Source organism: Pseudoalteromonas sp. MQS005 (genome assembly GCF_001661605.1).
Taxonomy (GTDB): Bacteria; Pseudomonadota; Gammaproteobacteria; order Enterobacterales; family Alteromonadaceae; genus Pseudoalteromonas; species Pseudoalteromonas tetraodonis.
The window spans coordinates 157,404-181,902 of the sequence record NZ_LYRQ01000001.1 but is presented as its reverse complement, the minus strand read 5'-3'; the positions used below and the strand labels follow the sequence as shown (position 1 = coordinate 181,902).

At 40.8% G+C, this 24,499-nt stretch carries 25 protein-coding genes, 1 tRNA gene and 1 other RNA gene; 8 read left to right on the top strand and 19 right to left on the bottom strand.

What is annotated here, in order from left to right:
* The first annotated feature begins 307 nt into the window (after window positions 1-307).
* From pepA to A9479_RS00900, 3 genes are all read left to right on the top strand, one after another.
* Entirely contained in the window at window positions 308-1,819 is a 1,512-nt protein-coding gene (gene pepA, locus A9479_RS00910; protein WP_064662464.1) for a leucyl aminopeptidase, read from the top strand.
* 172 nt (window positions 1,820-1,991) lie between these two features.
* Entirely contained in the window at window positions 1,992-2,438 is a 447-nt protein-coding gene (locus A9479_RS00905) for a DNA polymerase III subunit chi (protein WP_013464165.1), read from the top strand.
* A 58-nt stretch (window positions 2,439-2,496) separates the two neighbouring features.
* Window positions 2,497-5,349 (top strand): valine--tRNA ligase, encoded by a 2,853-nt coding sequence (locus A9479_RS00900; RefSeq protein ID WP_064662463.1) that lies wholly within the window; start codon window positions 2,497-2,499, stop codon window positions 5,347-5,349.
* 129 nt (window positions 5,350-5,478) lie between these two features.
* Here A9479_RS00900 and A9479_RS00895 read toward each other — a convergent pair whose 3' ends face one another.
* Window positions 5,479-6,780, bottom strand: a complete 1,302-nt coding sequence (locus tag A9479_RS00895) for an outer membrane protein transport protein (protein ID WP_064662462.1) — start codon at window positions 6,778-6,780, stop codon at window positions 5,479-5,481.
* 282 nt (window positions 6,781-7,062) lie between these two features.
* Between A9479_RS00895 and A9479_RS19580 the strand changes: the two genes are divergently transcribed.
* Window positions 7,063-7,383: a hypothetical protein gene (locus tag A9479_RS19580; protein ID WP_081745107.1), complete on the top strand. Its 321-nt coding sequence runs from the start codon at window positions 7,063-7,065 to the stop codon at window positions 7,381-7,383.
* Here A9479_RS19580 and A9479_RS00890 read toward each other — a convergent pair.
* Both A9479_RS00890 and A9479_RS00885 read right to left on the bottom strand, forming a co-directional pair.
* Window positions 7,343-8,560 (bottom strand): HD domain-containing phosphohydrolase, encoded by a 1,218-nt coding sequence (locus A9479_RS00890; protein WP_016900134.1) that lies wholly within the window; start codon window positions 8,558-8,560, stop codon window positions 7,343-7,345. The two genes, A9479_RS19580 and A9479_RS00890, sit on opposite strands and share 41 nt — an antisense overlap.
* Window positions 8,561-8,844: 284 nt before the next feature.
* Window positions 8,845-8,919 (bottom strand) — tRNA-Arg (locus A9479_RS00885).
* A 237-nt stretch (window positions 8,920-9,156) separates the two neighbouring features.
* On the opposite strand from A9479_RS00885, the gene A9479_RS00880 reads away from it, so the two are divergent.
* Window positions 9,157-9,339, top strand: a complete 183-nt coding sequence (locus tag A9479_RS00880; RefSeq protein WP_008110377.1) for a hypothetical protein — start codon at window positions 9,157-9,159, stop codon at window positions 9,337-9,339.
* On the opposite strand, the gene A9479_RS00875 is transcribed toward A9479_RS00880, so the two are convergent.
* Genes A9479_RS00875 through A9479_RS00865 form a run of 3 tightly spaced genes read right to left on the bottom strand, consistent with a single transcriptional unit; the run spans window position 9,336 to window position 11,048 of the window.
* On the bottom strand, window positions 9,336-10,139 hold the full coding sequence (locus tag A9479_RS00875; protein WP_028834365.1) for a phosphotransferase family protein: 804 nt from the start codon (window positions 10,137-10,139) through the stop codon (window positions 9,336-9,338). The genes A9479_RS00880 and A9479_RS00875 overlap by 4 nt on opposite strands.
* Window positions 10,140-10,142: 3 nt before the next feature.
* Window positions 10,143-10,766, bottom strand: coding sequence for a nicotinamide riboside transporter PnuC (pnuC, locus tag A9479_RS00870; protein WP_013464158.1), 624 nt, complete (start codon window positions 10,764-10,766; stop codon window positions 10,143-10,145).
* Window positions 10,767-10,796: 30 nt separating this feature from the next.
* Window positions 10,797-11,048, bottom strand: a complete 252-nt coding sequence (locus A9479_RS00865; RefSeq protein ID WP_008110382.1) for a hypothetical protein — start codon at window positions 11,046-11,048, stop codon at window positions 10,797-10,799.
* 100 nt (window positions 11,049-11,148) lie between these two features.
* On the opposite strand from A9479_RS00865, the gene A9479_RS00860 reads away from it, so the two are divergent.
* Window positions 11,149-11,388: a DUF2960 domain-containing protein gene (locus A9479_RS00860; protein ID WP_004588463.1), complete on the top strand. Its 240-nt coding sequence runs from the start codon at window positions 11,149-11,151 to the stop codon at window positions 11,386-11,388.
* 70 nt (window positions 11,389-11,458) lie between these two features.
* Here A9479_RS00860 and alr read toward each other — a convergent pair whose 3' ends face one another.
* From alr to rpsF, 9 genes are all read right to left on the bottom strand, one after another.
* Window positions 11,459-12,538, bottom strand: a complete 1,080-nt coding sequence (gene alr / locus A9479_RS00855; protein WP_016900131.1) for an alanine racemase — start codon at window positions 12,536-12,538, stop codon at window positions 11,459-11,461.
* A complete protein-coding gene (dnaB, locus tag A9479_RS00850; RefSeq protein WP_016900130.1) occupies window positions 12,538-13,917 on the bottom strand; it encodes a replicative DNA helicase in 1,380 nt (459 codons plus the stop codon). Before dnaB ends, alr begins: the two co-directional genes overlap by 1 nt.
* Before the next feature lie 112 nt (window positions 13,918-14,029).
* Window positions 14,030-14,968, bottom strand: coding sequence for a DUF4097 family beta strand repeat-containing protein (locus tag A9479_RS00845; protein ID WP_024601519.1), 939 nt, complete (start codon window positions 14,966-14,968; stop codon window positions 14,030-14,032).
* A 9-nt stretch (window positions 14,969-14,977) separates the two neighbouring features.
* Window positions 14,978-15,457 (bottom strand): hypothetical protein, encoded by a 480-nt coding sequence (locus A9479_RS00840; protein ID WP_064662461.1) that lies wholly within the window; start codon window positions 15,455-15,457, stop codon window positions 14,978-14,980.
* Window positions 15,450-16,001: an RNA polymerase sigma factor gene (locus A9479_RS00835; protein ID WP_016900127.1), complete on the bottom strand. Its 552-nt coding sequence runs from the start codon at window positions 15,999-16,001 to the stop codon at window positions 15,450-15,452. Before A9479_RS00835 ends, A9479_RS00840 begins: the two co-directional genes overlap by 8 nt.
* 226 nt (window positions 16,002-16,227) lie before the next feature.
* A complete protein-coding gene (gene rplI, locus A9479_RS00830; RefSeq protein ID WP_008110407.1) occupies window positions 16,228-16,680 on the bottom strand; it encodes a 50S ribosomal protein L9 in 453 nt (150 codons plus the stop codon).
* A gap of 36 nt (window positions 16,681-16,716) precedes the next feature.
* The gene (gene rpsR, locus A9479_RS00825) at window positions 16,717-16,944 is read right to left on the bottom strand and encodes a 30S ribosomal protein S18 (protein ID WP_002962753.1); all 228 of its coding nucleotides are present in this window, start codon (window positions 16,942-16,944) and stop codon (window positions 16,717-16,719) included.
* A 12-nt stretch (window positions 16,945-16,956) separates the two neighbouring features.
* Window positions 16,957-17,274 (bottom strand): primosomal replication protein N, encoded by a 318-nt coding sequence (gene priB / locus A9479_RS00820; protein ID WP_008466122.1) that lies wholly within the window; start codon window positions 17,272-17,274, stop codon window positions 16,957-16,959.
* A gap of 43 nt (window positions 17,275-17,317) precedes the next feature.
* Complete coding sequence (gene rpsF, locus A9479_RS00815) at window positions 17,318-17,659, bottom strand: 30S ribosomal protein S6 (RefSeq protein WP_008110420.1); 342 nt, start codon at window positions 17,657-17,659, stop codon at window positions 17,318-17,320.
* 415 nt (window positions 17,660-18,074) lie between these two features.
* Between rpsF and A9479_RS00810 the strand changes: the two genes are divergently transcribed.
* Window positions 18,075-19,274, top strand: coding sequence for an alpha/beta hydrolase-fold protein (locus A9479_RS00810; RefSeq protein ID WP_064662460.1), 1,200 nt, complete (start codon window positions 18,075-18,077; stop codon window positions 19,272-19,274).
* A 160-nt stretch (window positions 19,275-19,434) separates the two neighbouring features.
* On the opposite strand, the gene A9479_RS00805 is transcribed toward A9479_RS00810, so the two are convergent.
* Genes A9479_RS00805 through A9479_RS00790 form a run of 4 tightly spaced genes read right to left on the bottom strand, consistent with a single transcriptional unit; the run spans window position 19,435 to window position 23,722 of the window.
* Window positions 19,435-20,601 (bottom strand): FAD-dependent monooxygenase, encoded by a 1,167-nt coding sequence (locus A9479_RS00805; RefSeq protein ID WP_064662459.1) that lies wholly within the window; start codon window positions 20,599-20,601, stop codon window positions 19,435-19,437.
* Window positions 20,598-21,785 carry a 2-octaprenyl-6-methoxyphenyl hydroxylase gene (ubiH, locus tag A9479_RS00800; RefSeq protein ID WP_064662458.1) on the bottom strand — a complete coding sequence of 396 codons (1,188 nt, stop codon included), beginning with the start codon at window positions 21,783-21,785 and terminating at the stop codon, window positions 20,598-20,600. The genes A9479_RS00805 and ubiH overlap by 4 nt, the downstream gene beginning before the upstream one ends.
* A gap of 14 nt (window positions 21,786-21,799) precedes the next feature.
* Window positions 21,800-23,122, bottom strand: a complete 1,323-nt coding sequence (gene pepP, locus A9479_RS00795; protein WP_064662457.1) for a Xaa-Pro aminopeptidase — start codon at window positions 23,120-23,122, stop codon at window positions 21,800-21,802.
* A gap of 36 nt (window positions 23,123-23,158) precedes the next feature.
* On the bottom strand, window positions 23,159-23,722 hold the full coding sequence (locus A9479_RS00790; RefSeq protein WP_024600851.1) for a UPF0149 family protein: 564 nt from the start codon (window positions 23,720-23,722) through the stop codon (window positions 23,159-23,161).
* A gap of 538 nt (window positions 23,723-24,260) precedes the next feature.
* Here A9479_RS00790 and ssrS point away from each other — a divergent pair.
* A non-coding RNA gene (gene ssrS, locus A9479_RS00785) (6S RNA) lies at window positions 24,261-24,444 on the top strand.
* Window positions 24,445-24,499: the final 55 nt, after the last annotated feature.

Here is a 24,499-nt window from a genome sequence, read left to right as displayed (position 1 = left end):
CATTCGCCCCTGTTAAACATGGAATTTCAATATAATAATAAAAAACGATGAGTGAACTAGTTAATTCACTCATTTTAAATGAGTATTAAGCACATATTATAAGCCATCAATATTAATTATCCTACCTAACATCACGATATAATGTTGCATTAGTTACCCTTAAGCATATAAAGTTCAAATACACAGTAAGAGTCGAGTAAAATCTACTAATATTAGCGCTAGACCTAAAAATTTAGGTAAAAAGACTAGAAAACACATTTTTAGTCCCAATTTAGCTTCTATAGATGACTCAAAATCAGGAGTGACAATGGAATTCAACGTAAAAAGTGGTAGCCCAGAAAAACAACGCAGTGCGTGTATTGTTGTGGGTGTATATGAACCACGCAGGTTATCCCCCATTGGTGAACAACTTGATAAAATTAGCGATGGTTATATCTCTAATTTATTACGCCGTGGCGACTTAGAAGGTAAGCCAGGACAAGTACTACTATTGCATCATGTGCCCAATATTTTAAGCGAACGTATTTTACTTGTTGGCTGCGGTAAAGAACGCGAACTTGACGATAAACAATATAAGCAAATTATTTCTAAAACTATCAACACGCTAAACGAAACGGGTTCAATGGAGGCCGTGTGCTTTTTAACTGAACAACATGTTAAAGGGCGTGATACCTATTGGAAAGTACGTCAAGCTGTTGAAACAACACAAGATTGCCTTTACACCTTTAATCAGCTGAAAAGTAAAAAAGTAGACCCTCGCCGCCCACTACGTAAAATGGTGTTTAATGTGCCTACGCGCCGCGAACTGACTATAGGCGAAAGTGCCATTGAGCATGGTTTAGCGATTGCAGCAGGTAGTAAGCTGTGTAAAGACGTTGCTAATATGCCGCCTAATATTTGTAATCCAGCGTACCTTGGCGAGCAAGCCAAAGAACTGGAAGCTAATTTTGATAACATCACTGTTGAGCTAATTGGCGAAGATAAAATGGCCGAACTAGGAATGAACTCATACCTAGCAGTAGGTCGTGGCAGCGATAACGAATCAGTTATGTCAGTAATTAACTACAAAGGCGCAGGCGATGACCAAGCGCCTATCGTTCTCGTTGGTAAAGGCTTAACCTTTGACTCAGGCGGTATTTCATTAAAACCAGGCGAAGGCATGGATGAAATGAAATACGACATGGGGGGCGCAGCTGGTGTTATTGGCGCTATGCGCTCACTTGCACAAATGCAGCTACCTATAAACGTAATTGGTGTTTTAGCCGGCTGTGAAAACATGCCAAGCTCAAACGCCTATCGCCCAGGAGACATACTAACAACTATGTCTGGGCAAACGGTAGAAGTACTTAACACCGATGCCGAAGGCCGTTTAGTATTATGTGATGCGCTGACCTATGTTGAACGTTTTGAGCCTGAAACCGTGATTGATGTTGCAACCTTAACCGGTGCGTGTATTGTCGCTTTAGGTGCCCATGCTACGGGTTTATTAGCTAATCATAATCCACTGGCGCATGATTTATTAAAAGCGTCTGAGCAAAGTGGCGATCGTGCATGGCAACTGCCATTATGGGATGATTATCAAGATCAACTTGAAAGCCCGTTTGCCGACTTTACTAATTTAGGTGGGCGCGCTGCAGGTACTATTACCGCGGCCTGTTTCTTATCTAAATTTACTAAAAAGTATAACTGGGCTCATTTAGATATTGCCGGTACTGCATGGCGCAGCGGCGCTAAAAAAGGCGCAACAGGTCGTCCTGTTCCTATGCTGACTCAGTATTTATTGAACCGAGCTGATATTAGCGAAGCAACTCACGACTAACAAACTAACACAGGGCTTCACAGCTCAATGTAGAGTATAAAATAAGGCGCTTTTAAAGCGCCTTATTTATTGGGTATTAATTGAAGCAAACCCCGTTATATGGCAAAATCCCCTTCTTAATTTGTGTGTATTTAATAACAGCACAATCAATGTCATGGGAAATCCCGATACAATGAACATGAATGCCCAGTTTTTCATTTTAAAGCAACAAGATGAGTCATTAGCTAAAGCCGATGATCACTTTGCTTTAGCAGCTCAAATAGCTGGGCAACAGTATCGGCTTGGTCAACGCGTATTTATTTTTGTAGATAGCGAAGAAACCGCCAACAGCATTGACGAAACTATTTGGACATTTGATGCCGACAGTTTTGTACCTCACAATTTACAAGGCGAAGGCCCAAAAGGCGGCGCACCTGTAGAAATAGGCACAACACCACCCGTTGGTAATCGTAAAGTATTAATTAACTTGGCCAATCACTTACCGGATTTTATTCGTCGGTTTAACCAAGTTTTTGATTTTGTACCCGTAGAGCCCGTAGCCAAACAAGCCGCTCGTGAGCGCTTTAAAAAACTACGCCAACTCGGTGCCAATATCACCACGCAAGATATTAATCGCTAACGCTCACTGCGTACAAAGCTAACTAACTCATTTAAGTACTTATTTAAGGTTCTGTGTAATGGATAAAACCTACAATCCGCAAGATATTGAACAGTCTCTCTATCAAGACTGGGAACAAAAAGGCTACTTTAAGCCATCTGGCCAAGGCACCCCATATTCAATTATGATCCCGCCGCCAAATGTCACGGGTAGCTTACACATGGGCCACGCTTTCCAAGATACTATCATGGATACCTTAACGCGCTTTAAACGTATGCAAGGTAACAATACGTTGTGGCAAGTAGGTACTGACCACGCAGGTATTGCCACACAAATGCTAGTAGAGCGTAAGCTTGCGGCAGAAGAAGGTAAAACACGCCACGATTTAGGCCGTGATGCATTCATCGATAAAATTTGGGAATGGAAAAACGAGTCTGGTGGCACGATTACAAAACAACTTCGTCGCCTTGGTGCTTCTGTTGATTGGGACCGTGAACGCTTTACCATGGACGATGGCCTATCAGAAGCTGTTAAAGAAGTGTTTGTACGCCTTCATAAAGAAAACCTAATTTACCGCGGTAAACGCCTAGTAAACTGGGATCCAAAATTACACACGGCGATTTCTGATCTTGAAGTTGAAAACAAAGACAAACAAGGCCACATGTGGAACTTACGTTATCCACTTGCTGATGGCGTAAAAACACAAGACGGTAAAGACTACATTGTTGTTGCAACCACGCGCCCAGAAACCATGCTGGGTGACTCAGGGGTTGCAGTAAACCCAGATGACGAGCGCTATCAAGACCTAATCGGTAAAGAGGTTTTACTACCGATTGTTAATCGTCGTATTAAAATTGTTGCCGATGAACATGCCGATAAAGACAAAGGTACAGGCTGTGTAAAAATCACCCCTGCGCACGACTTTAACGATAACGAAGTAGGTAAACGTCATCAAATGCCGATGATTAATATCTTCGATAAAGACGCGGCTATTTTAACAAAAGGTGAAACCTACACCTTTGATGGTAAAGAACTTGAATTTGACGCGCCTATTCCTGAGCGCCTGCATGGCCTTGACCGTTTTGACGCACGAAAAGCCATTGTTGCTGAATTTGAAGAGCTCGGCCTACTTGAAAAAATTGAAGACCACGGCTTAACCGTTCCTTACGGTGACCGTTCTGGTGTTGTTATCGAACCACTACTAACTGATCAGTGGTATGTGCGTGTTGCACCACTTGCTGAACCTGCAAAAGACGCAGTTAAAAACGGCGACATTCAATTTGTACCTAAGCAATACGAAAACATGTACTTTTCGTGGATGAATGACGTACAAGATTGGTGTATTTCACGTCAGCTTTGGTGGGGTCACCGTATTCCAGCTTGGTACGATAGCGAAGGCAACGTATACGTTGGCCGTGATGAAGCGGAAGTTCGCCGCGACAACAATATTGCAGATAGCGTAGCACTAAGCCAAGACGAAGACGTTCTTGATACCTGGTTCTCATCAGCACTGTGGACATTCTCAACTCAAGGTTGGCCAGAGAATACTGATGACTTAAAAACTTTCCACCCATCTGACGTGTTGGTAACCGGTTTTGATATCATTTTCTTCTGGGTTGCACGTATGATCATGATGACGCTGCACTTTATAAAAGATGAAAATGGTAAATCACAAGTGCCATTCAAAACAGTTTATGTAACTGGTTTAATACGTGACGATAACGGCGATAAAATGTCTAAGTCAAAAGGTAACGTACTTGACCCACTAGACATGATTGATGGCATTGGCCTTGAAGACTTAGTACAAAAGCGTACTGGTAATATGATGCAGCCTAAACTTGCCGCTAAAATTGAAAAAGATACCCGCAAAGTATTTGCAAACGGTATTGAAGCACACGGTACCGACGCACTACGCTTTACTTTAGCTGCCATGGCATCAACCGGTCGTGATATCAACTGGGATATGAACCGTCTTGAAGGTTACCGTAACTTCTGTAATAAATTATGGAACGCAAGCCGTTACGTATTAATGAACACAGAAGAGCAAGACTGTGGCTTTAACGACAGTGAAAAACAGTACTCGTTAGCTGATCGTTGGATTTTAGGCCAATATGAAGCAACGGTTAAAGCCTACACCGAGCATCTTGATAACTACCGTTTTGATTTAGCGGCGAACACGCTTTATGAATTCACCTGGAACCAGTTCTGTGATTGGTACTTAGAGCTGACGAAGCCGGTATTATTTAAAGGCAATGAAGCACAGCAACGCGGTACACGTCATACCCTTATTACCGTACTTGAAAGCTTATTACGCTTAATGCACCCAATGATGCCTTACATCACAGAAACGATTTGGCAACGTGTTGCACCACTTGCTGGCCTTGAAACAGCGGGTACCAGTATTATGGTTCAGGGCTTCCCTGTTTATAACCAAGCCAATGTTGATGCACAAGCAATGGACGATTTAGAGTGGGTTAAGCAATTCATTTTAGCAATTCGTAATATCCGTGGTGAAATGGATATCAGCCCAAGTAAACCACTTAGCGTTTTACTGGCTAACGCATCAAGCGATGATGTGCGCCGTATAAACGAGAATGAATCATTTTTAGCGTCACTTGCTAAGCTTGAAGCGTTTACCCTGCTTGAAAACAAAGACGATGCTCCAGCGTGTGCGACCTCTTATGTTGGCAATCTTGAGATTATGATCCCAATGGCGGGCTTAATTGACGTTGAAGCTGAGCTTGCACGAATTAACAAGCAACTTGAAAAAGCAGAAAAAGGGCTAGCCCAAGTGCAAAACAAACTCGCTAACGAAAAGTTTGTTAACAACGCACCTGAAGCAGTACTGGCTAAAGAAAATGCTAAGCTAGCTGAATTTACAGATGCTAAAACTAAGCTACTTGAGCAAAAAACTAAGATTGAAAGCTTATAATTAAACCGTTACGGATGGCTTATGCTATTCGTAAACAGTTAATTTATAAGTATAAAAAAAGCCGCTTACTTCATTTGAAGTAAGCGGCTTTTTTGTGTCTAGGCTCTAGACTCTAGACTCTAGGCAGAATTAGAACGTGTAGTTATACTGAGCACCAATAAGTACGGCATGACCTTTTGATTCAAAAGACCATTGCTGAGGTAGCGTTTCGCTTTCTACTTTTTCAGTGAACTTTTGCGTTTTACCACGTAATACACTCACACCCAAATCAACATTTGAGTTTTGATCAATCGCGTAGTAACCACCGAACGAGAACCAGAAGCGGTCTGTATCAGGAATAGAAATTGATAAATGCTGTTGTGACACTGGCGACTCATCAAACGCAAAGCCGGCACGTAGCATTAAGTTTTCGCTGTATTGGTAATCAGCACCGATTGAGTAGCGCATTGCATCAGAAAAGTCTTCTGTTTTTTCAAAGGCGCTGAACTTATCGCCTGTAGGCGCAGTAACTTGCGCTTCTAATGAGTCAAAGCTGCTCCAACCTGTCCATAATACGCTGTAGTGAACGCCTAGTTTCTCGTCTAACTGATGAGAGCCTGAGAACTCAGCAATTGCTGGTAATGTAATTTCAACAGAGCCCGGTAATTCAAGCTGTCCGTTTAATCCACCAGGAATAAATGAAGGTAATTCATTCGAGTATTCACCTTCAAAAGTAATATCTGTTTCTGTACGGTAGTTAAAACCAAAGCGGCTATTTTCATCTAGCTGATACATTAAGCCGATGTTTAAGCCGTAGCCCATATCATCACCTTCAAGGTGAACAGCATCAGCACTTGCAGGAATAGAAGCAATAGCAGGGTTTACAGGAGGTACTACACCAAACTTACGGATAATCTTCGCTTCTGCATAAATTGCATTCAAACCAATACCAAAGCTAAACTGCTCTGATACTTTATAAGCAACACTTGCGTTCATGTTTACAGTAACAATTTCAGTTTCACCGGCAATTTGGCCAGCTGCGTAATCATCGTTAAACTCAGTAGCAAGGCCAAAGTTAGAAAAAGCACCAAACCCAACCGATACTTTATCGTTTACTGGCATAGTGAAATAACCTGCTGGAATAATCGCGCTTGGTGCAATGCTGTCGTCATCTAGTACGCTGTTATCCAAACCGTAAGCATTACCTGTGCCTTTAAGGCTCACATCAGGAATGACAGCCATAGCTGCAACGCTAAGTTGCTTCTCTTTAAACAACGTCATTAATGCTGGGTTACGTGCAACCACAGACGCATCGTCTGCTACAGATGCTTCACCTGCGTATGCACGACCTAAACCAGATACGTTTTGCTCAGCAAGCTGAAAAGCCGCTGCAAAGGTATCTGCTGAAACAAATGCCAGCGATGCCGCAATAAGAGTTTTAGTAAATTTCATTGTTGTGTCCTTAGCCAAACTTACTGTTTGGATAGCTATGTGTGTTGTTATTAGAGTTTCAAACCTGCGTACCCTACCTTAATTTTTTATAAAAAACCTTACTAAAACGTTAAAAAAAGCCAAAAAACACGTTTTTTAACGGCAATTTAACAACTATTTAAAACTCATCGGACAAGAAGTGTGGTATTAGAGTATATACTCTAATGAGATTAATTCTTATTTGCATTGACTTAAAATACTTTGCAATTTACACTGCAATTAAAATCACAAAGGGAGAAAACTGTGATCATTTTACTTATTCTTGCTGGGCTTATTTTTTGCGGCATTAGTGTTTATTTCTTTTATAAGGCAAATTATTGCGCGTGTACGCGTGCTGGGAAATGTGACAATCCTGTCAATCAATATTGGCTCGCAGCCATTGCCATGGCGATTATTTCTTTGGTTTTTTGTTGCTTAGCGCTGCATGTAGAATTAGGCACATTACTGTGGTTAACGCTGATGGGAAGTTGTTTTTTGGGTGGCTATATTTCTGTTAAAACAAACGAAAAAAGAAGATGTAACGCTAAAGCAGTAAATGCTCTTTTAAAAGCCGAGGCAAATTAATCTTATAATCAGCAGGTTTAACACTTGCCTGTATTTTTATCTCGTTATTATTTAAGCTTAAATCTATATCTTTTGCGGTAACATGGTGGTTATGTTTAGCATTGTAAAAAAGCTTCACTTTAGGTTTGATAGGGTTTGAATGATTGCCCTCTAGCACCAACGCCAAACGCTCATTGGTTAACTTAACAATAGTCCCTACTGGGTGTACACCTAAACACTTAATAAATAACTGTACTAACTCTGCATCAAACAGCTGTTTGTTAGCCAACAAATAGCGAAGCGCATTAATTGGCTCATCACCCTCTTGATGCGGTCTATCTGCTGTCAATGCATCGTATACGTCTACAATCGCAATGATCCGAGCTGGGCGGCTTAATTTGCTTCCATCTACACCTCTTGGATAGCCTGAACCATCAAGACGCTCATGATGATTTACAATCATATCAAGCATTAAAGGCGTAATACCTTTTCCGCCTTTTAACAATCCTAAGCTTTGTGCGACATGCTTTTTTATTGCCGTCATTTCGTTACCCGTGACTTTTCCTGGTTTGGAAAATATCCCTTGCGGTAACTTAGCCTGACCTAAGTCATGCATTAAAGCCCCCATTGCAAGCTCTTGCACAACAGCGCGTTTATAACCTAAGTATTTAGCAAACACCGCTGTAAAAATGGTGCAGTTGATCATATGACGCCAGTTGTAACTGTGCTTATCTTTGATCCGAGTTAAAATAGTCATAGCGTGTTCATTACGAAATACAGAGCTCACTATTTCATTACTTATTTCATTGAGCGCTTCAATATTAAGTGACAAACCTGATGTTAAGTCACCAAAAATACTTTGTAGTTTTCTGTTGTGCGCATCATAACTCACACTGGCTTTTGCAAACTCTTGCTCTAAGCTTATAGCAACCTTTGCCTTAACTGGCTTCTCCTGCTTTGCTACAGGAGCTTGTGGTTTTTGTTTTTCTTTGTATTTAGCAGGTACGGCGACATCACTTTTTGTAAAGTCAATGAGAAGCTCAAGCACCCCTTCGGTAATTAAACGCTGAATGATTGATTTATCACGAACCAAACCACTGGTTTTAATTTTTATGCCATCCACACTCTCCTGCTGCTTAGTAACGCTATTTACGTACATGCCTGGAACGAGTTCTGATATAGGTAAGGTGATTAGCATAAAAATGAGGGTTTCTATAATTAATGAATATATACTTTAAATAGCATTATTTAGCTATAAAAGTCTAGCTTTTGAGTTCAGGGTAATAATAAATGATTAACATCAATAATTATACGCACCATCAAGAATAAACCATAAGCTCAGCAATGAATATACGCCTAAAGGTATAAAATAGATTGCTACATATTTTATTATCGAAAATTAAATAAGGTAAGGCAGCGGACTAATTTAAATAATTGTAGGTATTTTGAGGAAGAAACAGGAAATGATACTTTAAACGCAAATGGCGCTCTCGGTAGGGATCGAACCTACAACTTAGCCTCCGGAGGGCCACGTGATATCCATTTCACCACGAGAGCACATTTGTTGCCGCCACATCAACTCGCGATATCAATGCTTTAGCATTCGCAATAATAAAGGCATCTTTGTATAAATGCCAGCATGATTCGTTTACATGTCTATAATTTAAACTAATCACTTCACAAAAGGTAAAAAAAGCGCTATTTGTTTATATTCTATAAAAAAACAGTAACGCTTTAGACACATATTATCTATTATTGTCACTGAACGGAAAGATTAAACACGAGGAAGTAATTATGAAGTTAATGTCAACAGAGCAAGTTGCTGAATTTTTAGGTGTAAAAGCAGAGCGCGTTAAACGCCTTGCTCGAGAAAGCCTATTAATCGCTAAATCAGAAGATGATAACGGCGAAATGCAATTTGACGCTGATGAAGTAGCAAAATACAAAGAGCTTGCGGAACGCTTTGGCGGACTTTAACCCTCCATTAAAGCAATAAGCTCATCCAGTTGCGCGCGCAATACAACAACCTGATTGTTTATAGCGCGTTGCTCATACCAACCTATACATAACAGTAAGTAAACTAACTGATAGCAATTGAGTTTATGCATAGATAAATAAAATTGTTCTGATAGGGTGTGCGTTTTGTAATTGTTAAGCAGAGCCTGCTTGCCTGAAGCATCTAATTTAAAACTAACCGCTAACGCAGCAAGATCAAAATACACATCATTTGTTTGAGCATACTCAAAATCGATTAAATAAACGCCTTGCGGGTTTACCACGATATTTTCTTTGACTAAGTCGTTATGGCAAAAGCCGCTATCTACGGGCATGTTGGCTATGCTTTTTAATGTCTTGTTTATGAGCTTTTCATACTGTTTAAACACTAATAAATGCTGATAGGCTTGCAATTCCAAAGCTATATTCATTGCCTCATTATTAGTTGTATACGCATGAAGCTTAACAAGTTTAGTCAGTAGCGGCATCGCCAAATAAGACTGCGCGACGTCGCCATCAATATAGTTAAAAGCTGCGCGCTTATTTTGCTTATCAAGCCAGATGGGAGCAGAGCAAACTTGTTGTTTACTGAGCTCATACTGGGCATGTAACCCTACTTGTGGCCAATACGATTTATAACACTTTAATAAATAAGCTTGGCTGTCAGTACGGATCAAAAAGTTATCGTTGCTTAAACCGTTAACCAAATACTCTGTTGAGGTTATTGTGCTCGGTACTAAAAACGCGCTACAAATATTAACTAACTGAGAATGCTGATTCATAGATTAAAGTTGCGCCATGGGCTTGGCTTGGCTTTGCTCGTATTCTTCGTACCACGTTTTAAATCCCCATGCTGCCATAACGGTATAAAATACAAATAAAACAAGGGTTGGGTAATAGCCTTTTTCATAGTACAAATACATAGAGGCCGCATCAATGACTATCCAATAGAGCCAATTTTCTAGTACTTTTTTAGCTACCAGATACGTAGTAACCACAGCAAAGCAAGTTGTGAAACTATCAAGATACGCAAAATCTGCATGCGTATAGTTTTGCATTACATAGCCAATTGCTAATGACACTAATGTAGTCAGTACAATTAAAATAATATGTCGGTTTACCGGCCAGGATGTAATTAGTCGCTGCGCTTGATTAGCCTTGCCTTTGCGCCACACGACCCAACCAAACACCGCCATATACATATAATAAAAGTTTAGTAACGACTCCATTAGCAGCGCGCCATTCCAATACATAATGGTATAAATAAGCGTACTAAAAAAAGCCGCAGGCCAGCACCATAAGTTCTCTTTAATGGCCAGTAATAAATACGCCATCGACAAAGCAACCGCAATATATTCCCAATGCGACATAGCAGTAAAACCACTGAGTATTTGCGTTACAAAATCCATCATTATAAAACGACCGTGTTTGTTAAGAGGTTATTCGGGAGATAAATCGCCCGAAATAAATTTACACACAAATATAGCTTTACCAAATTGCTCATATGAATGTTTAATTTCTGTGCTGATCACTTGCATAACTAGATCATAATCACCAAATATTTGGGTCGACATCGTATTAGTGATCACTTTGAGTTCTTCGTAGGCATTAACTCTGTCGATAAAGCCTTTAATAAAAGGAATGTAATCTTGGTGGAGCGGGTATTTACTGATCTCTACTGATAACTTCATTTCAAACTCACCTTTTTAATTATTTGATTTCAACTAATCATTCAACGCAACTTAAATACAGTGTAAAATTACACTAACACTCAACTTAAATGAGCTCATTATGGCACGCAGAATTACCTACACTTTTAAAAATCAACCGCGCGAAATTAACTTCGCCAAAGATAAATACCACGATATGTATCAGGCTATTGCGGCTGCCGAAGGTATCGATTTAACTAACTACTTAAACATGGTACGCCAAATTGAAATGACCTCTAAAGGGTCATCGGCAGTGCGTAACTTTCGTGATCAAGAATTTGCTCGCATGGGCTTTAGCGATATTTACTTTATAAAAGAGTAACGATACCGATTAAGTGAGCATCACGATCATTCTAGCAATGTAAACTTAATGGGTATTTTTAAAATAAATATTAGCGCTGGTACTCATAACTTACGCGCGGTGTAATATTACACAATAACTCGTAAGATATAGTATCAGCACATTGTGCAATTTCTTCTACCGGCAACTCAGGGCCCCACATTACTACCTCATCGCCGACTTTGATGCCATCAGCATTTTCACCAATATCAACACTGATCATATCCATAGAGATGTTGCCAGCAATACCATAACGTTTGCCAGCAATCACTACTGGGGTACCATGTTTAGCATGACGCGGATAACCATCACCATAGCCCATAGCAACCACTGCAAGCTTAGTCGGCTGAGCACTTTGCCAACTGCCACCATAACCAACACCTTGCGCAGCATCAACATCGCGAATTGCAATAACCTTAGTAGTTAAGCGCATCACCGGCTTAAGCTGATGATCTTTGCCTGAAGTGTTAAGCATTGGTGATACACCATACATCATCAAGCCTGGACGCACCCACTCGCCATGACCGGCAGGCCAAGCAATAATACCGGCCGAATTTGCTAAACAATGTGCTTGTTGTTTGCCTTGCACTAATGAATCAAACAAAGCAATTTGCTCAGCTGTTTTGGGATCATTAACATCATCGGCACTGGAAAAGTGCGTCATTAAATTGATTGTATCTTTAGCGTTATTAGTCGCTTGCAAGCGCTGATAAAAATCATTCAATTGCGTCGGTGCAACCCCTAAACGATGCATACCCGTATTGATTTTTAACCAGCAACTGATTGGTGCATCGAGCTTTGCATTTTCAAGTGCTCTGAGCTGGTTTTCATCATGGATTATGGTTTGAAAGTTATTGGCTAATAAAATCGGCAAGTCATCTTGATGGAAAAAACCTTCCAACAACACAATAGGCTTGGTCAGCCCGCCTGCTCGAAGTGCGAGCGCTTCATCTATTCGTGCCACTGCAAATGCGTCGGCATCATTAAGGTGCTGCGCTATTTTAACTAAACCATGGCCATAAGCATTGGCTTTTAATACCGCCATAACTTTACTGTTAGGCGCAAACTGTCGCACTTGCGCTAAATTATGAGCAAGTGCTTGTAAGTTAATTTCGGCAATAGCTAAGCGCATTAGTAATCATCATCTACAGCAGGCCCCGCATAATTATCAAAGCGAGAGAATTGACCTTGGAAGGTTAGGCGCACTTTACCAATCGGACCGTTACGCTGTTTACCGATGATAATTTCTGCAACACCTTTATCAGTACTGTCTTCGTTGTATACTTCGTCACGATAAATAAACATGATTAAATCGGCATCTTGCTCAATAGAGCCCGACTCACGCAAATCTGAGTTAATTGGGCGTTTATCAGCACGTTGCTCTAGGGTACGGTTAAGCTGCGATAGTGCAACAACCGGACACTGTAATTCTTTTGCTAATGCTTTAAGTGAACGTGAAATTTCGGCAATTTCTAAGGTACGATTATCTGACAAGCTAGGTACGCGCATTAATTGTAGGTAATCGACCATGATCATACTAATACCACCATGATCGCGGGCAATACGACGTGCACGTGAACGTACATCAGTGGGTGTTAAGCCTGAGGCGTCATCAACATACATTTTGCCTTTTTCCATGAGTAACCCCATGGTTGATGAAAGGCGCGCCCAGTCATCGTCATCTAGCTGACCAGTACGTACTTTGGTTTGGTTAATTCGGCCAAGGGACGCCAGCATCCTCATCATAATTTGTTCAGAGGGCATCTCTAGTGAGTAGATAAGTACAGGCTTGTCTTGGGTCATTGCTGCATGCTCAGCAAGGTTCATCGCAAAGGTAGTTTTACCCATCGATGGACGTGCTGCTACAATAATTAAATCTGAGGGCTGCAGACCAGTCGTCATTTTATCTAAATCAGCGTAACCTGTGCTTACACCGGTAACACCATCTTGTGGTGACTGATAAAGCTCTTCTATTTTATCAACGGTTTTTTCAAGTATATTGTGAATGCTTTGCGGGCCATCACTACTTTTTGTACGTTGCTCAGCAATTTTAAATACTTTGCTCTCAGCAAAGTCGAGTAAATCGTGACTTGTGCGCCCTTCTGGGTTAAAGCCTGCCTCAGCAATTTCATTGGCGACACCAATCATTTCACGCACAACTGCACGCTCGCGTACAATGCTAGCGTAAGCATCAATATTAGCAGCACTTGGGGTGTTTTTAGCTATTTCGGCTAAATACGCAAAGCCGCCAATCCCTGAAAGCTGATTATTTTTTTCTAAACTTTCAGAAATAGTAATTAAATCAATCGGATCGCCAATTTCAGCCAGTGCTGTCATTGCCTCAAAAATAAGCTTATGGGTACGGGTATAAAAGTCCTGTGACACAACAAGTTCAGCTACGCGATCAAATGCTTGATTATCAAGCATTAAACCACCTAAAACAGATTGTTCAGCTTCTATTGAATGGGGAGGAACTTTAAGAGTGTCGACTTGCTTATCTGGTTTGGCCATAACTTCACAGTACTAAAATTGAATGGCTCTATTCTATCGACTTGGCGGGGCTGTGCAAATAGCAAAGCAGGAAATCTTTCCTGCTTTTTGTAACTTAAAATAAAATGGATGATTATTGACGCTTAAGTCCAATCGTCCCACTTATGGTATTCATTTCTACACTGGCATCGGTGCCATTAGTATTAAACTTAATTCCGCTTGCTGGGCCATATTTGGCTTTTTGCACTTGGTCGCTCGTTAGCTGGTTGTCAATTTTACCGCCGGCATGGGCTTGCACTTCAAATTGTGCCGATAAATCAGCTGGAAAGTAAAACTCAGCATTGCCACTTACAGATTCAAAACTTACATCAGCATCACTTAAAAGGCGATTAATACGCACTTCAACTTCGCCATTTACGGTGCTTATTTGTAACTCTTTGATTGCATCGAAGGTAAGATTGATATCACCGTTTACGTTTTCTAAGCGAATATCATTGGCAGTCGAGTTTGATTTTATATTCCCATTAACCGCATTAAAACGAACTTCTCCGTTAGATTGCTGATCATCAATTGCGCCATTTACAGTTTCAAATTGCACTTTACCACTGAGGTTTTTTGCGTTGATGTCACCGTTAACACTAGTAAGCTTAATATCGCCGTTAAGATCATTTACTGTAATGGCGCCATTGACTACATCAATTTCAGTGCCTCTTTTTAACTCTTTTGCAGTTACTGAAGCGTTAACCCCAACATACTCCAGCGCACTGCTTTGCGGCATGAAAATAGTTAGCGTTGAGCCATTATTGTTATTATCCCAGTTTGAAAGATCAGGCATTTTTACAATAAACTGAGTTTTATTACCTTGTGTTTTAAGAGTGTAGCCTTGTGCTTTATCATCAAGCTCGCCGCTCACTTTAAATTGATTTTTCTCCCAGCCCATAATATTTACATTGCCGCGCTGATTTTCTATATGAATAACGCCACCGTTTGGTACTTCAATTTGTTGTTCTATTTTTTCACCGGCAAATACAGCCATTGGTAATAAAGCGATTCCAAGTATTATTGCTTTCATTTATTTCTCCTAGATTTTTTGCCAACGCGGTGCATGCACCTTGTTAATTAAGTCGAGTTGTTGTTGATATACTTGCGCTAACATAGACAGTAGCGCCTTATTTTGTGGTTCATTTTCAAGTGTTTGCTTTATAGCCTGCTCAGCATCTTCAAGTTCTTGTAGCTGCACTTGCCAGTTATCTGTTAGTGCCGCTTGGCTTTGGTATTGAACAAGTAAACTTTGTTTTTGCTTAGTAAAAAAATCACTCATCGCCACAGCGGTATTTGTCTCTGGAGATGTAAAAAACACCATAGTGCTAACCAAAGCAGCCACACAACATGCCGCAATAGCAGTTAGCTTCGGCCAAACTACACTCTTAACTGTACTTGCCTGCTTATTAGTCATTATGGCGCGCTCAATCCCATCCCAGAGCTCTTTATCGGGTGTTATATTTTTATTTAATTGTGTTAGCGACTCATTTAAGTAGTCATCAAAATTTGTTTTACTCATTTTCGTACCACTGTTTTAATAATTGCCTTGCACGATGATATTGCGCCTTACTAGAGCCTACAGCCATGCCTAGCAAGGTTGCTATTTCTTCATGCCTATAACCTTCAACGGCATACAGTACAAATACCATTCTTGCGCGCTCAGGCAGCCTAACGATTAATTTATCTAAGCCATTTAAGCCATTGCAGTCATTTGCAGATTGCTCATCCATACCGCTTTGTTCAAAGCTAATAACTTTATTAAGCCAATGTTTTTGCTTACGCACATAGCTAATAGCAATATTACTGGTGACACTGTAAAGCCAGGTAGAAAATTGCGAACGCCCATCAAATTGCGCTATTTTGTGCCATACCTGTACAAATACTTCTTGAGTTGCATCTTGCGCATGCCCCTCATCGGCAATTAGCCTCAGGCATAAGCCATAAACTTTTGCTTTATGCATGTCATAGAGCGCTTTATAGGCTAACTGGTCGCCGTTTTTAACTTGATCAATAAGCATTTGCTGCACTTGATCAGTTATTGGCTGATTAGCGTCCATTAACATCGCAAATTTTTCCTGTTTATAATTATGTAATTGCAATTTAACTTATTAGACGCGAGGAGAAATAGAAAGGTTTAAATGAAATAGAAAATATTTGTAGAAAATGAAGCTTTATTTTAGAAAAGTGTTTGATTTAATCCACAGCAAACAATTTATTGTTTTGAATTACAAATTTTAGATACAAAAAAACCGTGCAAAGCACGGTTTTTTTTTAACTTAATTTTAAAAATTAAGCTTCAGCAATAACGATTACTTTAATAGTAGCTGTTACGTCTGAGTGTACTGCGATTGCAACGTCAAATTCGCCAGTCTCACGGATAGTACCTAGAGGTAAACGAACTTCTGATTTAGCAACTTCAACACCAACAGCTGAGATAGCGTCAGCGATGTCACGAGTACCGATTGAACCGAATAATTTACCTTCGTCACCAGCTTTAGATACTAATGTAACTTCTGCTAATGCTTCAAGTTTGTCAGCGCGTGCTTGTGCTGCAGTTAACTGTTCAGCGATTTTTGCTTCTAGTTCTGCGCGACGTGCGTCAAACGTTTCAATGTTTGCTTTAGTTGCAGGAACTGCCTTACCTTGTGGGAAAAGGAAGTTACGTGCGAAGCCAGATTTAACAACAACCTGGTCACCTAGGCCACCTAGGTTAGCGATCTTATCTAGTAGAATAACTTGCATGTTTCTACACCTTTTAAAAACGTGTTAATCCGCTGCTTACTTATGTAAGTCAGTGTATGGAAGAAGGGCTAAGTAGCGAGCACGCTTAATAGCAGTTGCTAGCTGGCGCTGGTATTTAGCGCTAGTACCTGTGATACGGCTAGGTACGATTTTGCCACTTTCTGTAACATAGTTTCTAAGAGTAGCTAGATCTTTGTAATCGATTTGTTGTACGCCTTCCGCTTTAAAGCGGCAGAACTTACGACGTCTGAAATAACGTGCCATGAGATTAATTCCTCAAATAATTCTTTCTATATGCTGAGCATGCAAAACCAATTGGCTAAGGCCGTTACGACCTTCGTGGCGATTTAAAAAACCACTCACTTGCAATGCCTGCCCAACGTGCAAATGTTGAGTCTGTTGTTGCATTTGCTTACCACTGGCAACTACCTGAAGCCTCACATAACTATTACGGTTAAGATCTGCTTCAACTTGCATTGATTTATGTTCTACAACAAAAATACAATGCGGTATGCCCGCGGGGCTTTGGCTAAACTTAGGTGTTTTACAAACAACCCCCGATATAACCAGCTGATTCGTATATGGGCTAACCATTATAGTAACTGCTGACTACGTGCCATGCTAGGACTCAAAACAATTAAGCAGCTGGTGCTTCTTTCTTCTCTTCTCTTACAAGAGGAGACGCTTCAGTTACAGCGTTTTTAGTACGCATAACTAAGTTACGAAGCACTGCATCGTTGTAGCGGAAAGTAGTTTCTAGCTCGCTGATTACTTCAGTTGGTGCTTCAACGTTCATAAGAACATAATGAGCTTTATGAAGCTTGTTGATTGGGTAAGCCAGTTGACGACGGCCCCAGTCTTCAAGACGGTGGATAGTACCACCTGCTTCAGTGATAGAACCAGTATAACGTTCGATCATACCAGATACTTGCTCACTCTGATCAGGGTGAACCATGAATACGATTTCGTAATGACGCATGGATATTCCTTACGGTTAATAGAGCCTTCTACCGTTTCGGCCGGTCGGTTTAAGGCAAGGAATTAATAGTTTAAAAGCCGAAATGAGCGCGCATTTTACGCTTAGTAGGATAATTAAGCAAGCAGGTTTTTAAGCTTTAATAGATAAGGGTTCGGGCTTCGGGGGTCGGGCTTCGGGCTTCGGGCTTCGGGCTTCGGGCTTCGGGCTTCGGGAAGACATTATTGGATGCTCCCTTTATATCAATAAGTAAAATAAAGATAAGTGTTTAATATTTACTAGGTAAGCGCGAGCTTGCTCGCTTGAAAAGTGGAGCTTTTAATTACTTAAGCCCTACATTTGCCCCTAAAATATAAACATTTACTCAAATCTAAAGCCGTGCAATTATTAAACAACACATTATTTAATAAGGATATTTATGAAGCTCTTACTATCGCTTGTGTTAATACTTACTTTTAGTACACCTGTTTTAAGCTATGCAGACACCGCTACAACCGACATAACCGTGGGTAAAAAGGTCATTCTACAATCAAAAATACTTAACGAAGACAGACCTATCAGAATATTCATACCTGACAATGTAAAAGACGATCAGCCGCTCTATGTTATTTATTTACTTGATGGTGTTGAGCACTTTCATACGGCGTCTGGCGTTATAAAATCTCTTGTTGATTACGAGCAGATACCTAATGCAATGCTTGTTGCTATTGATACAACCAACCGTGTTCGTGATTACTTACCTAAAGTACAAAGTGAGCCTAAAACGGAGTTTCAAACCTTTGTTAAAAATAAATGGCCTGACGCAGGGCAAACCGATAATTTTTTAAAGTTTGTGTCTGATGAGCTCATGCCCTATATAAATAGCAACTACCCAACTAATGGTTACAACACCTTAATTGGTCATTCTAATGCTGGTACATTAGCGCTTTATACTTTAGTTAATCAGCCGGAATTATTTAACAACTATATAGCCATAAGCCCAAATAGTTGGTGGAGTGATGAAGAGTTAAAAAGTAATATCACTAAATACACTAAAAACCCTAAAGGCGCTCAAGCGTTATTTATTAGTGTAGCAAGTGAAGGCGCACGCTTTTATACAGGTGCATTAAATACTTTAGTAAATTTAGAGCAACAAATGCCCACGCAGCTAAAATGGGAATATAAGCATTACCCCTCTTTTACTCATATGGGCACCATACTTCCAGCACTTAGCGATAGCCTAATTCACTTATTTAGCGACCTAATATTTAAAGTGACTGACGAGCACGGAAAATTTGCGGATGTATCATTGATTACCGGTTATTACCAAGCACTTAGTGATAAGTACGGATTTGAGCTTAAAATTCCACAAGATGTGTACGTAGAATTTGCTCATAGCCAGCAGAAATTTGGCAACACTAAAAAAGCGATAACTACGCTTAAACACTTTACTCGCGATTATCCTAATGCCGCATACTCCCACATGAGATTATCGCAAGGTTACACGGCTGACAAACAGTTTAAAGAAGCCGTAACCACTATGAAACATGCACTAAAACTTGCTAAACAAAACTCGCGAGATCCACTGTTAGTTGATGCACTACAAGATATGGTGAATGAAGCAAAAGAGAATTTGTAGCTCATTAATTTAAAAGCATTACGAGCTTCGATCGTCGCGTCAGCAAGCTGTACGCCTACACTAAAGAAAGCATTAGCCTATAAAAAAACCGATGCTTAAACTAAACATCGGTTTTTCTTTGGCTGAAAGCTGACAGCTAAAAACTGACCGCTTGTCTTTATCACTTCCCTATCGCTTCTTTGGCGAATAGGTGTTTGATTGGGCCTAGGTTATCAACGAGTGAAAGCCCTACTCCCCGAATCAGCTTTTTAACTGGATTGGCACCTTCAAATAACTCTTTTAGCCCTTGCATCATGGCTATGTGTTTTTGTGCGTCGAGCTTGCGAGTGCGCTCGTAATCACGCAATGTTCGCGTACTGGCAAATTCGTTGGTGTCTTGACTTAGTAGCTCGATTAAATAAGCCGCATCTTTTAGACCTAGGTTCATACCCAGCCCTGCTAATGGATGAATGGTATGCGCTGCATCGCCCATTAGCACCACCTTGCCATTTACCCATTGCTGGGCATAACGCATTTTAAGTGGGAACGCGACGCGCTTACTTTGCACTTCACATAAACCGCATTGGCCATCTATTGCAGCCATAACTGTTTTATTAAAAGTGGTGTCGTCCATTGCTAACAATTCATCACAATGATTAGGGCTGGTAGACCACACAATTGAATGAGTATGCTCATCGCTCAATGGCAAGAACGCTAGCGGCCCTGTAGGTAAAAACACTTGGCGTGCGGTATTTGCATGTGACTCTTTGGTTTTAACTGTCGCTACTAACGCATGGTGATCGTAATCTTTAAAGCTCAGCGCCATATTAAACTGTTTACGAATCGCTGAATTTGCACCATCAGCCGCCACCAGCAACTTAGCAATAATAGGTTCGCCAGTTTTTAAATTAATAAATACATCAGACTCGCTTTGGTGTATTTGCTGATACTCGGTATTAAACATGAGTGTGGCATTACTTTGCTGCTCAAGCTCTTTTATTAGTGCAAAGCGAATAATATCGTTTTCAACAATGTGGCCTAAATGCTCAAGCTCAAGTTGCTCGTTATTAAAGGCTATTTTTCCAAAGCTGTCGGCATCGCGTACATCCATGTGCGTATAAGCACAAGCACGCTCAGCTATTATGTGTGGCCATACATTTAACTGCTCAAGCAAAGTTTGGCTGGCAATACTCAATGCGCTTACACGTAAACCATAGTCATCGCTCGGTGGAGCTTGAGTTGGCGCTGCATCTAACACAACCACACTGATATTCGCTTTAGCAAGCCCTAGCGCCAGCGTTAAACCTACGCAGCCACCACCCACTATACAAACCTGTACTTGTTTCATAAACGTGTACCTTGTTTAACTTGTCCCATTAACTGTTTAGCCAATGGGGCTTTAAATGCGGGGAATAAATCCATTGAAAATAGCCCAATACTACGACCAAGCGCTAACACCCGTGATGAGTTTGAAAAAAGTCGAACCAGTGCATCGGTCAATGTCATTACGGTGTTTATATCATCACTGCGCTTAATTGAATATTGACGAGTAAAGGCATAACTACCTAAATCGTGTTCACTGTTTGCTATTAAGTCACTAAGCACTTGTACGTCGCGCAGCCCTAAATTAAAGCCTTGACCTGCAATTGGGTGAATGGCATGTGCCGCGTTACCTATTACCACAGTACGGTGCGCTGTTAACGATTCTATTTGCCCATAAACCAGCGGATAACTGGCGCGCATACCGACTTTTATAAATTGCCCTGCACGATAACCAAAGGTGGTTTGCAGTACGCTTAAAAAGTCTGACTCACTTAATGCCATATGCTGCTCAATATGCTCTTGACGCATACACCATACTAACGAATAACGGTTATTACTCATGGGTAATAAGGCCATTGGGCCGTTTTGAGTAAAACGCTCAAACGCATGATGGTTATGTCCACCAGCCACTTCTATATTGGCAATAATCGCGCCTTGTTCATAAGGCTGGGTATTGAAACCTAAGCCTAGCAAGTGACGGGTTGGCGATTGTGCACCGTCGGCAATCACTAACAGCTTAGCACTTAGTTTTTCGCTGCTTTGTAATGTCAGTTCATTACTTTCGGCATTTTGTTTTATCGCCGTTACGCTATTAGGGCAAAAAAGCGATATATTTGATTGCGTTAAACGTTGATGCAGCGCTCTGCCAAATGGGTTTACCTCTACCACATAGCCTAATGAGGGTTTTGCAAACTCATCACACTGTATGTGGGTTTTACCAAAGTGCCCTTTGTCTGACACACTTACTTTTTTTATGGCTGCCGCATAGGGAGCGTTTATTTCAAATAAACTGAGGCTTTGTAAATACTCCACCGACTGCTGTGCAAGTGCGATGCTTCTGTCGTCAAAACTTGGGTGATAATCTGTGGTTACTTGATTTGCTTCAACCACGGCAATATTTAGGCTGGGATTTTTTTTACTTATACTCAGTGCGCAACTTGCGCCAACTAAACCACCGCCAATAACTACAACATCAAACTGCTTAGCCACTTTTATCTCCAAGCTTATGCGTTTTTAGCGCTTTGCATTAACGCTTCTATTTCGCTAATTTTTTTAGGCACGGTAATCGTTAAGTTTTCGTGACCAGACTCAGCTACTAATAAGTTATCTTCAATACGAATACCTATGCCTTGGTATTTTTTGGGTGCGTTTGAATCTTTATTAATATAAAGCCCAGGTTCAATGGTCAGTACCATACCAGGTTCAAAAGCACGCTCTTGGTTATTAACCTTGTAACCACCTACATCGTGAACATCGAGTCCTAACCAATGGCCAAGACCATGCATGTAATATTCTTTACAGGCTCCTTGCGCCATTAGCTCATCAAAGTCGCCGGTTAAAATACCTAAATCGAGTAACCCTTGGGTTAGCACTTGCATAGCTAATTTATTAGCCTGCGATAAGTAGCCACCGGGCTTTACTTCGCTAAATGCGACTTCTTGCGCTTTAAGCACAATATTATAAAGCGCAGCTTGCTCGGTGCTAAATTTACCATTAACGGGGAAAGTACGGGTAATGTCGGCTGCGTAACCTTGTAGCTCACAACCTGAATCAATCAGCACTAGGTCGCCATTGTTTAATACATCGCTGTTTTGGGTGTAGTGCAAAATATTAGCGTTATCGCCACTACCGACAATGGTGCCATAAGCTGGATGTGGCGCCCCATTCATCGCATAGTGATGATGAAGTTCTGCTTCTAATTGAAACTCGGTTGCGCCAACGTGGGAAAAGCGCATGGCACGCATGTGTGCTCGGGCACTTATTTCGCAGCCTTCACGCATAATGTTAATTTCGCTTGGCGATTTAAATAGGCGCATTTCATGTAATAACGGGCGAAGATCTTTAATTGTACTCGGTGCTGTATCGCCTTTTTTGAGGGCACTGCGCAAAGTATTGAGCATTGAAAATACTTTGCCGTCAAAGGTAGGATACGTCCCTTGTGCATAAAATAAAATCTGTTGGCCGTTCACCAAATTCAATAATTGTTCGTTTAGTTCACTTAATGCATAAGTTTTGTCGAATAAGTATTCACTTTGCGCTTTTTCAAAACCAATGCGCCTGCCGTGCCATATCTCTGCAAGTTTATCTTTATCTAAACAAAACAATATAGAAGGCGTATCACTGTCTTTGCATAACACCAATACCGCATCGGGTTCGTTAAAACCAGTTAAGTAAAAAAAGTCACTGTCTTGTCTAAACGGATAATGAGTATCTCGGCTACGTGTGAGCTCGGTTGCAGCAGGAATTATCGCAATACTGTTGCTATCCATTGCCGCCAATAAACGCTCGCGGCGCGCTTTAAACTCTGACTTTTGTATTTCAACCATTAATAACTAACCCATTACTTTTGTTGTATTACTAAATTAATGCAGTGTTTTTTTGTTGCTTTGTGGGTTTTGCTCTTTGCCAAGTTCAGCAAAACACAGTAACGCCGATACGCGTACGTACTCAATCACTTCATGCAGTGCTTGGCTATCTTCTTCGGTTTCTTCAAAGGTTGTATCAAGGCGCGTAATTTCGCTAAAGTCGCTAATCACTTCTTTTACATCTGCCGACAGCTTGCCATAGTCTTTTTGCTTTAAGCCAAAGCCCAGCATAAACCCAGCTACCCATGATACGAGCCCATTGGCTTGATCGATGAGTGTTTCGTCATCACTCGGTAAAAACAAATCAAATTGAAACTCTTCATTGTTAAAGCTTTCAACAACTTGTTGATAAACTTTACCAAAAAACTGTTTTAAATCGTTGCTAAACGACTCGCCATCATTAAATACGTCGCTCAGTAAGCCTAAGTATTCTTTATCGTCAATGCTTAGCCCACAAGCAAGTAAACCGCTAATAACGCCATGCGCTTCAGCAGGTGATACAAATATTTCGTTTTTCTCTAAAAGAAGTTGGGCTTTTTCGTAATCTGGTAAGTTATTCATAATGACGTCTTCGCTTTGCTAATTAAAGCAATGCTACCACTCGATAAAAAGCAACTCCAATGAATTCTATGACTGAGGTCAAAAGCAAGCGATTGAAAAGCAAATTGAGTTCAAAAAGCAATCTTAAAAGTAAATACAAGATTAGGGCCTGTTGACCCTTCAAGGTTAAATTTGCAGCAGTCTGTTTGGTATTTAGGCAAGGCAGAGCCTATGTGGTGTGGTTATTCCCCATAAATAGGCGATAACGTAGCATTAATGCCAAACAGGCGCTGCCCGAAGGGTTCTGCCTAGAAACGATTTACTCTTTGTTGCCTACATGGATGTAGGTAAGGGGCGTGAGCAGGACGCGGAAGCTTTGCTTGGTTTTTACTTAGCCCACTAGGTTACAAACCTCGCGCCGCGATTAAACCGCCCCTAGTTTGAACAAATTTTAATCCGCAAAGGTCAACAGACCCTAAATTTGCAGGAAAACTGAGCGAACGGTTTAATTTTTTGCGTTTGGGGTTTAAGGATTGGAATATGTCTTATATACTAAATTTGTTCCCTGGGGTGCAGGAGCTTGGTTAAGTCCCTGAGCCGATAAATTTTATACCAGGATTTTTGTTCGTCTACTATTGTGCAAGCTCGGCATGTACCGAGAAGCCTACGGTAAACCGCAGATTTCCGCCCTGAAACCTCAAGGTTTCAGGACTGACACCGGGCACCGCATTCTCGGGGAACACCTCCAATAACTTTAATTCCCCAGCAATTACTTTTATATCCTTATTTTATTAATCA

Coding starts and splice junctions, on each gene's coding strand:
- A9479_RS00890 (WP_016900134.1), bottom strand. CDS start 8,560: ATGCTAATCACCTTACCTATATCAGAACTCGTTCCAGGCATGTACGTA.
- A9479_RS00810 (WP_064662460.1), top strand. CDS start 18,075: ATGAAGCTCTTACTATCGCTTGTGTTAATACTTACTTTTAGTACACCT.
- rplI (WP_008110407.1), bottom strand. CDS start 16,680: ATGCAAGTTATTCTACTAGATAAGATCGCTAACCTAGGTGGCCTAGGT.
- pnuC (WP_013464158.1), bottom strand. CDS start 10,766: ATGGATTTTGTAACGCAAATACTCAGTGGTTTTACTGCTATGTCGCAT.
- A9479_RS00845 (WP_024601519.1), bottom strand. CDS start 14,968: ATGAAAGCAATAATACTTGGAATCGCTTTATTACCAATGGCTGTATTT.
- A9479_RS00865 (WP_008110382.1), bottom strand. CDS start 11,048: ATGAAGTTATCAGTAGAGATCAGTAAATACCCGCTCCACCAAGATTAC.
- A9479_RS00875 (WP_028834365.1), bottom strand. CDS start 10,139: ATGAATCAGCATTCTCAGTTAGTTAATATTTGTAGCGCGTTTTTAGTA.
- alr (WP_016900131.1), bottom strand. CDS start 12,538: ATGCGCTTAGCTATTGCCGAAATTAACTTACAAGCACTTGCTCATAAT.
- A9479_RS00840 (WP_064662461.1), bottom strand. CDS start 15,457: ATGAGTAAAACAAATTTTGATGACTACTTAAATGAGTCGCTAACACAA.
- rpsF (WP_008110420.1), bottom strand. CDS start 17,659: ATGCGTCATTACGAAATCGTATTCATGGTTCACCCTGATCAGAGTGAG.
- pepP (WP_064662457.1), bottom strand. CDS start 23,122: ATGGTTGAAATACAAAAGTCAGAGTTTAAAGCGCGCCGCGAGCGTTTA.
- A9479_RS00905 (WP_013464165.1), top strand. CDS start 1,992: ATGAACATGAATGCCCAGTTTTTCATTTTAAAGCAACAAGATGAGTCA.
- pepA (WP_064662464.1), top strand. CDS start 308: ATGGAATTCAACGTAAAAAGTGGTAGCCCAGAAAAACAACGCAGTGCG.
- A9479_RS00880 (WP_008110377.1), top strand. CDS start 9,157: ATGAAGTTAATGTCAACAGAGCAAGTTGCTGAATTTTTAGGTGTAAAA.
- priB (WP_008466122.1), bottom strand. CDS start 17,274: ATGGTTAGCCCATATACGAATCAGCTGGTTATATCGGGGGTTGTTTGT.
- A9479_RS00860 (WP_004588463.1), top strand. CDS start 11,149: ATGGCACGCAGAATTACCTACACTTTTAAAAATCAACCGCGCGAAATT.
- A9479_RS00900 (WP_064662463.1), top strand. CDS start 2,497: ATGGATAAAACCTACAATCCGCAAGATATTGAACAGTCTCTCTATCAA.
- dnaB (WP_016900130.1), bottom strand. CDS start 13,917: ATGGCCAAACCAGATAAGCAAGTCGACACTCTTAAAGTTCCTCCCCAT.
- A9479_RS00790 (WP_024600851.1), bottom strand. CDS start 23,722: ATGAATAACTTACCAGATTACGAAAAAGCCCAACTTCTTTTAGAGAAA.
- rpsR (WP_002962753.1), bottom strand. CDS start 16,944: ATGGCACGTTATTTCAGACGTCGTAAGTTCTGCCGCTTTAAAGCGGAA.
- A9479_RS00835 (WP_016900127.1), bottom strand. CDS start 16,001: ATGTTAATGGACGCTAATCAGCCAATAACTGATCAAGTGCAGCAAATG.
- A9479_RS00895 (WP_064662462.1), bottom strand. CDS start 6,780: ATGAAATTTACTAAAACTCTTATTGCGGCATCGCTGGCATTTGTTTCA.
- A9479_RS00805 (WP_064662459.1), bottom strand. CDS start 20,601: ATGAAACAAGTACAGGTTTGTATAGTGGGTGGTGGCTGCGTAGGTTTA.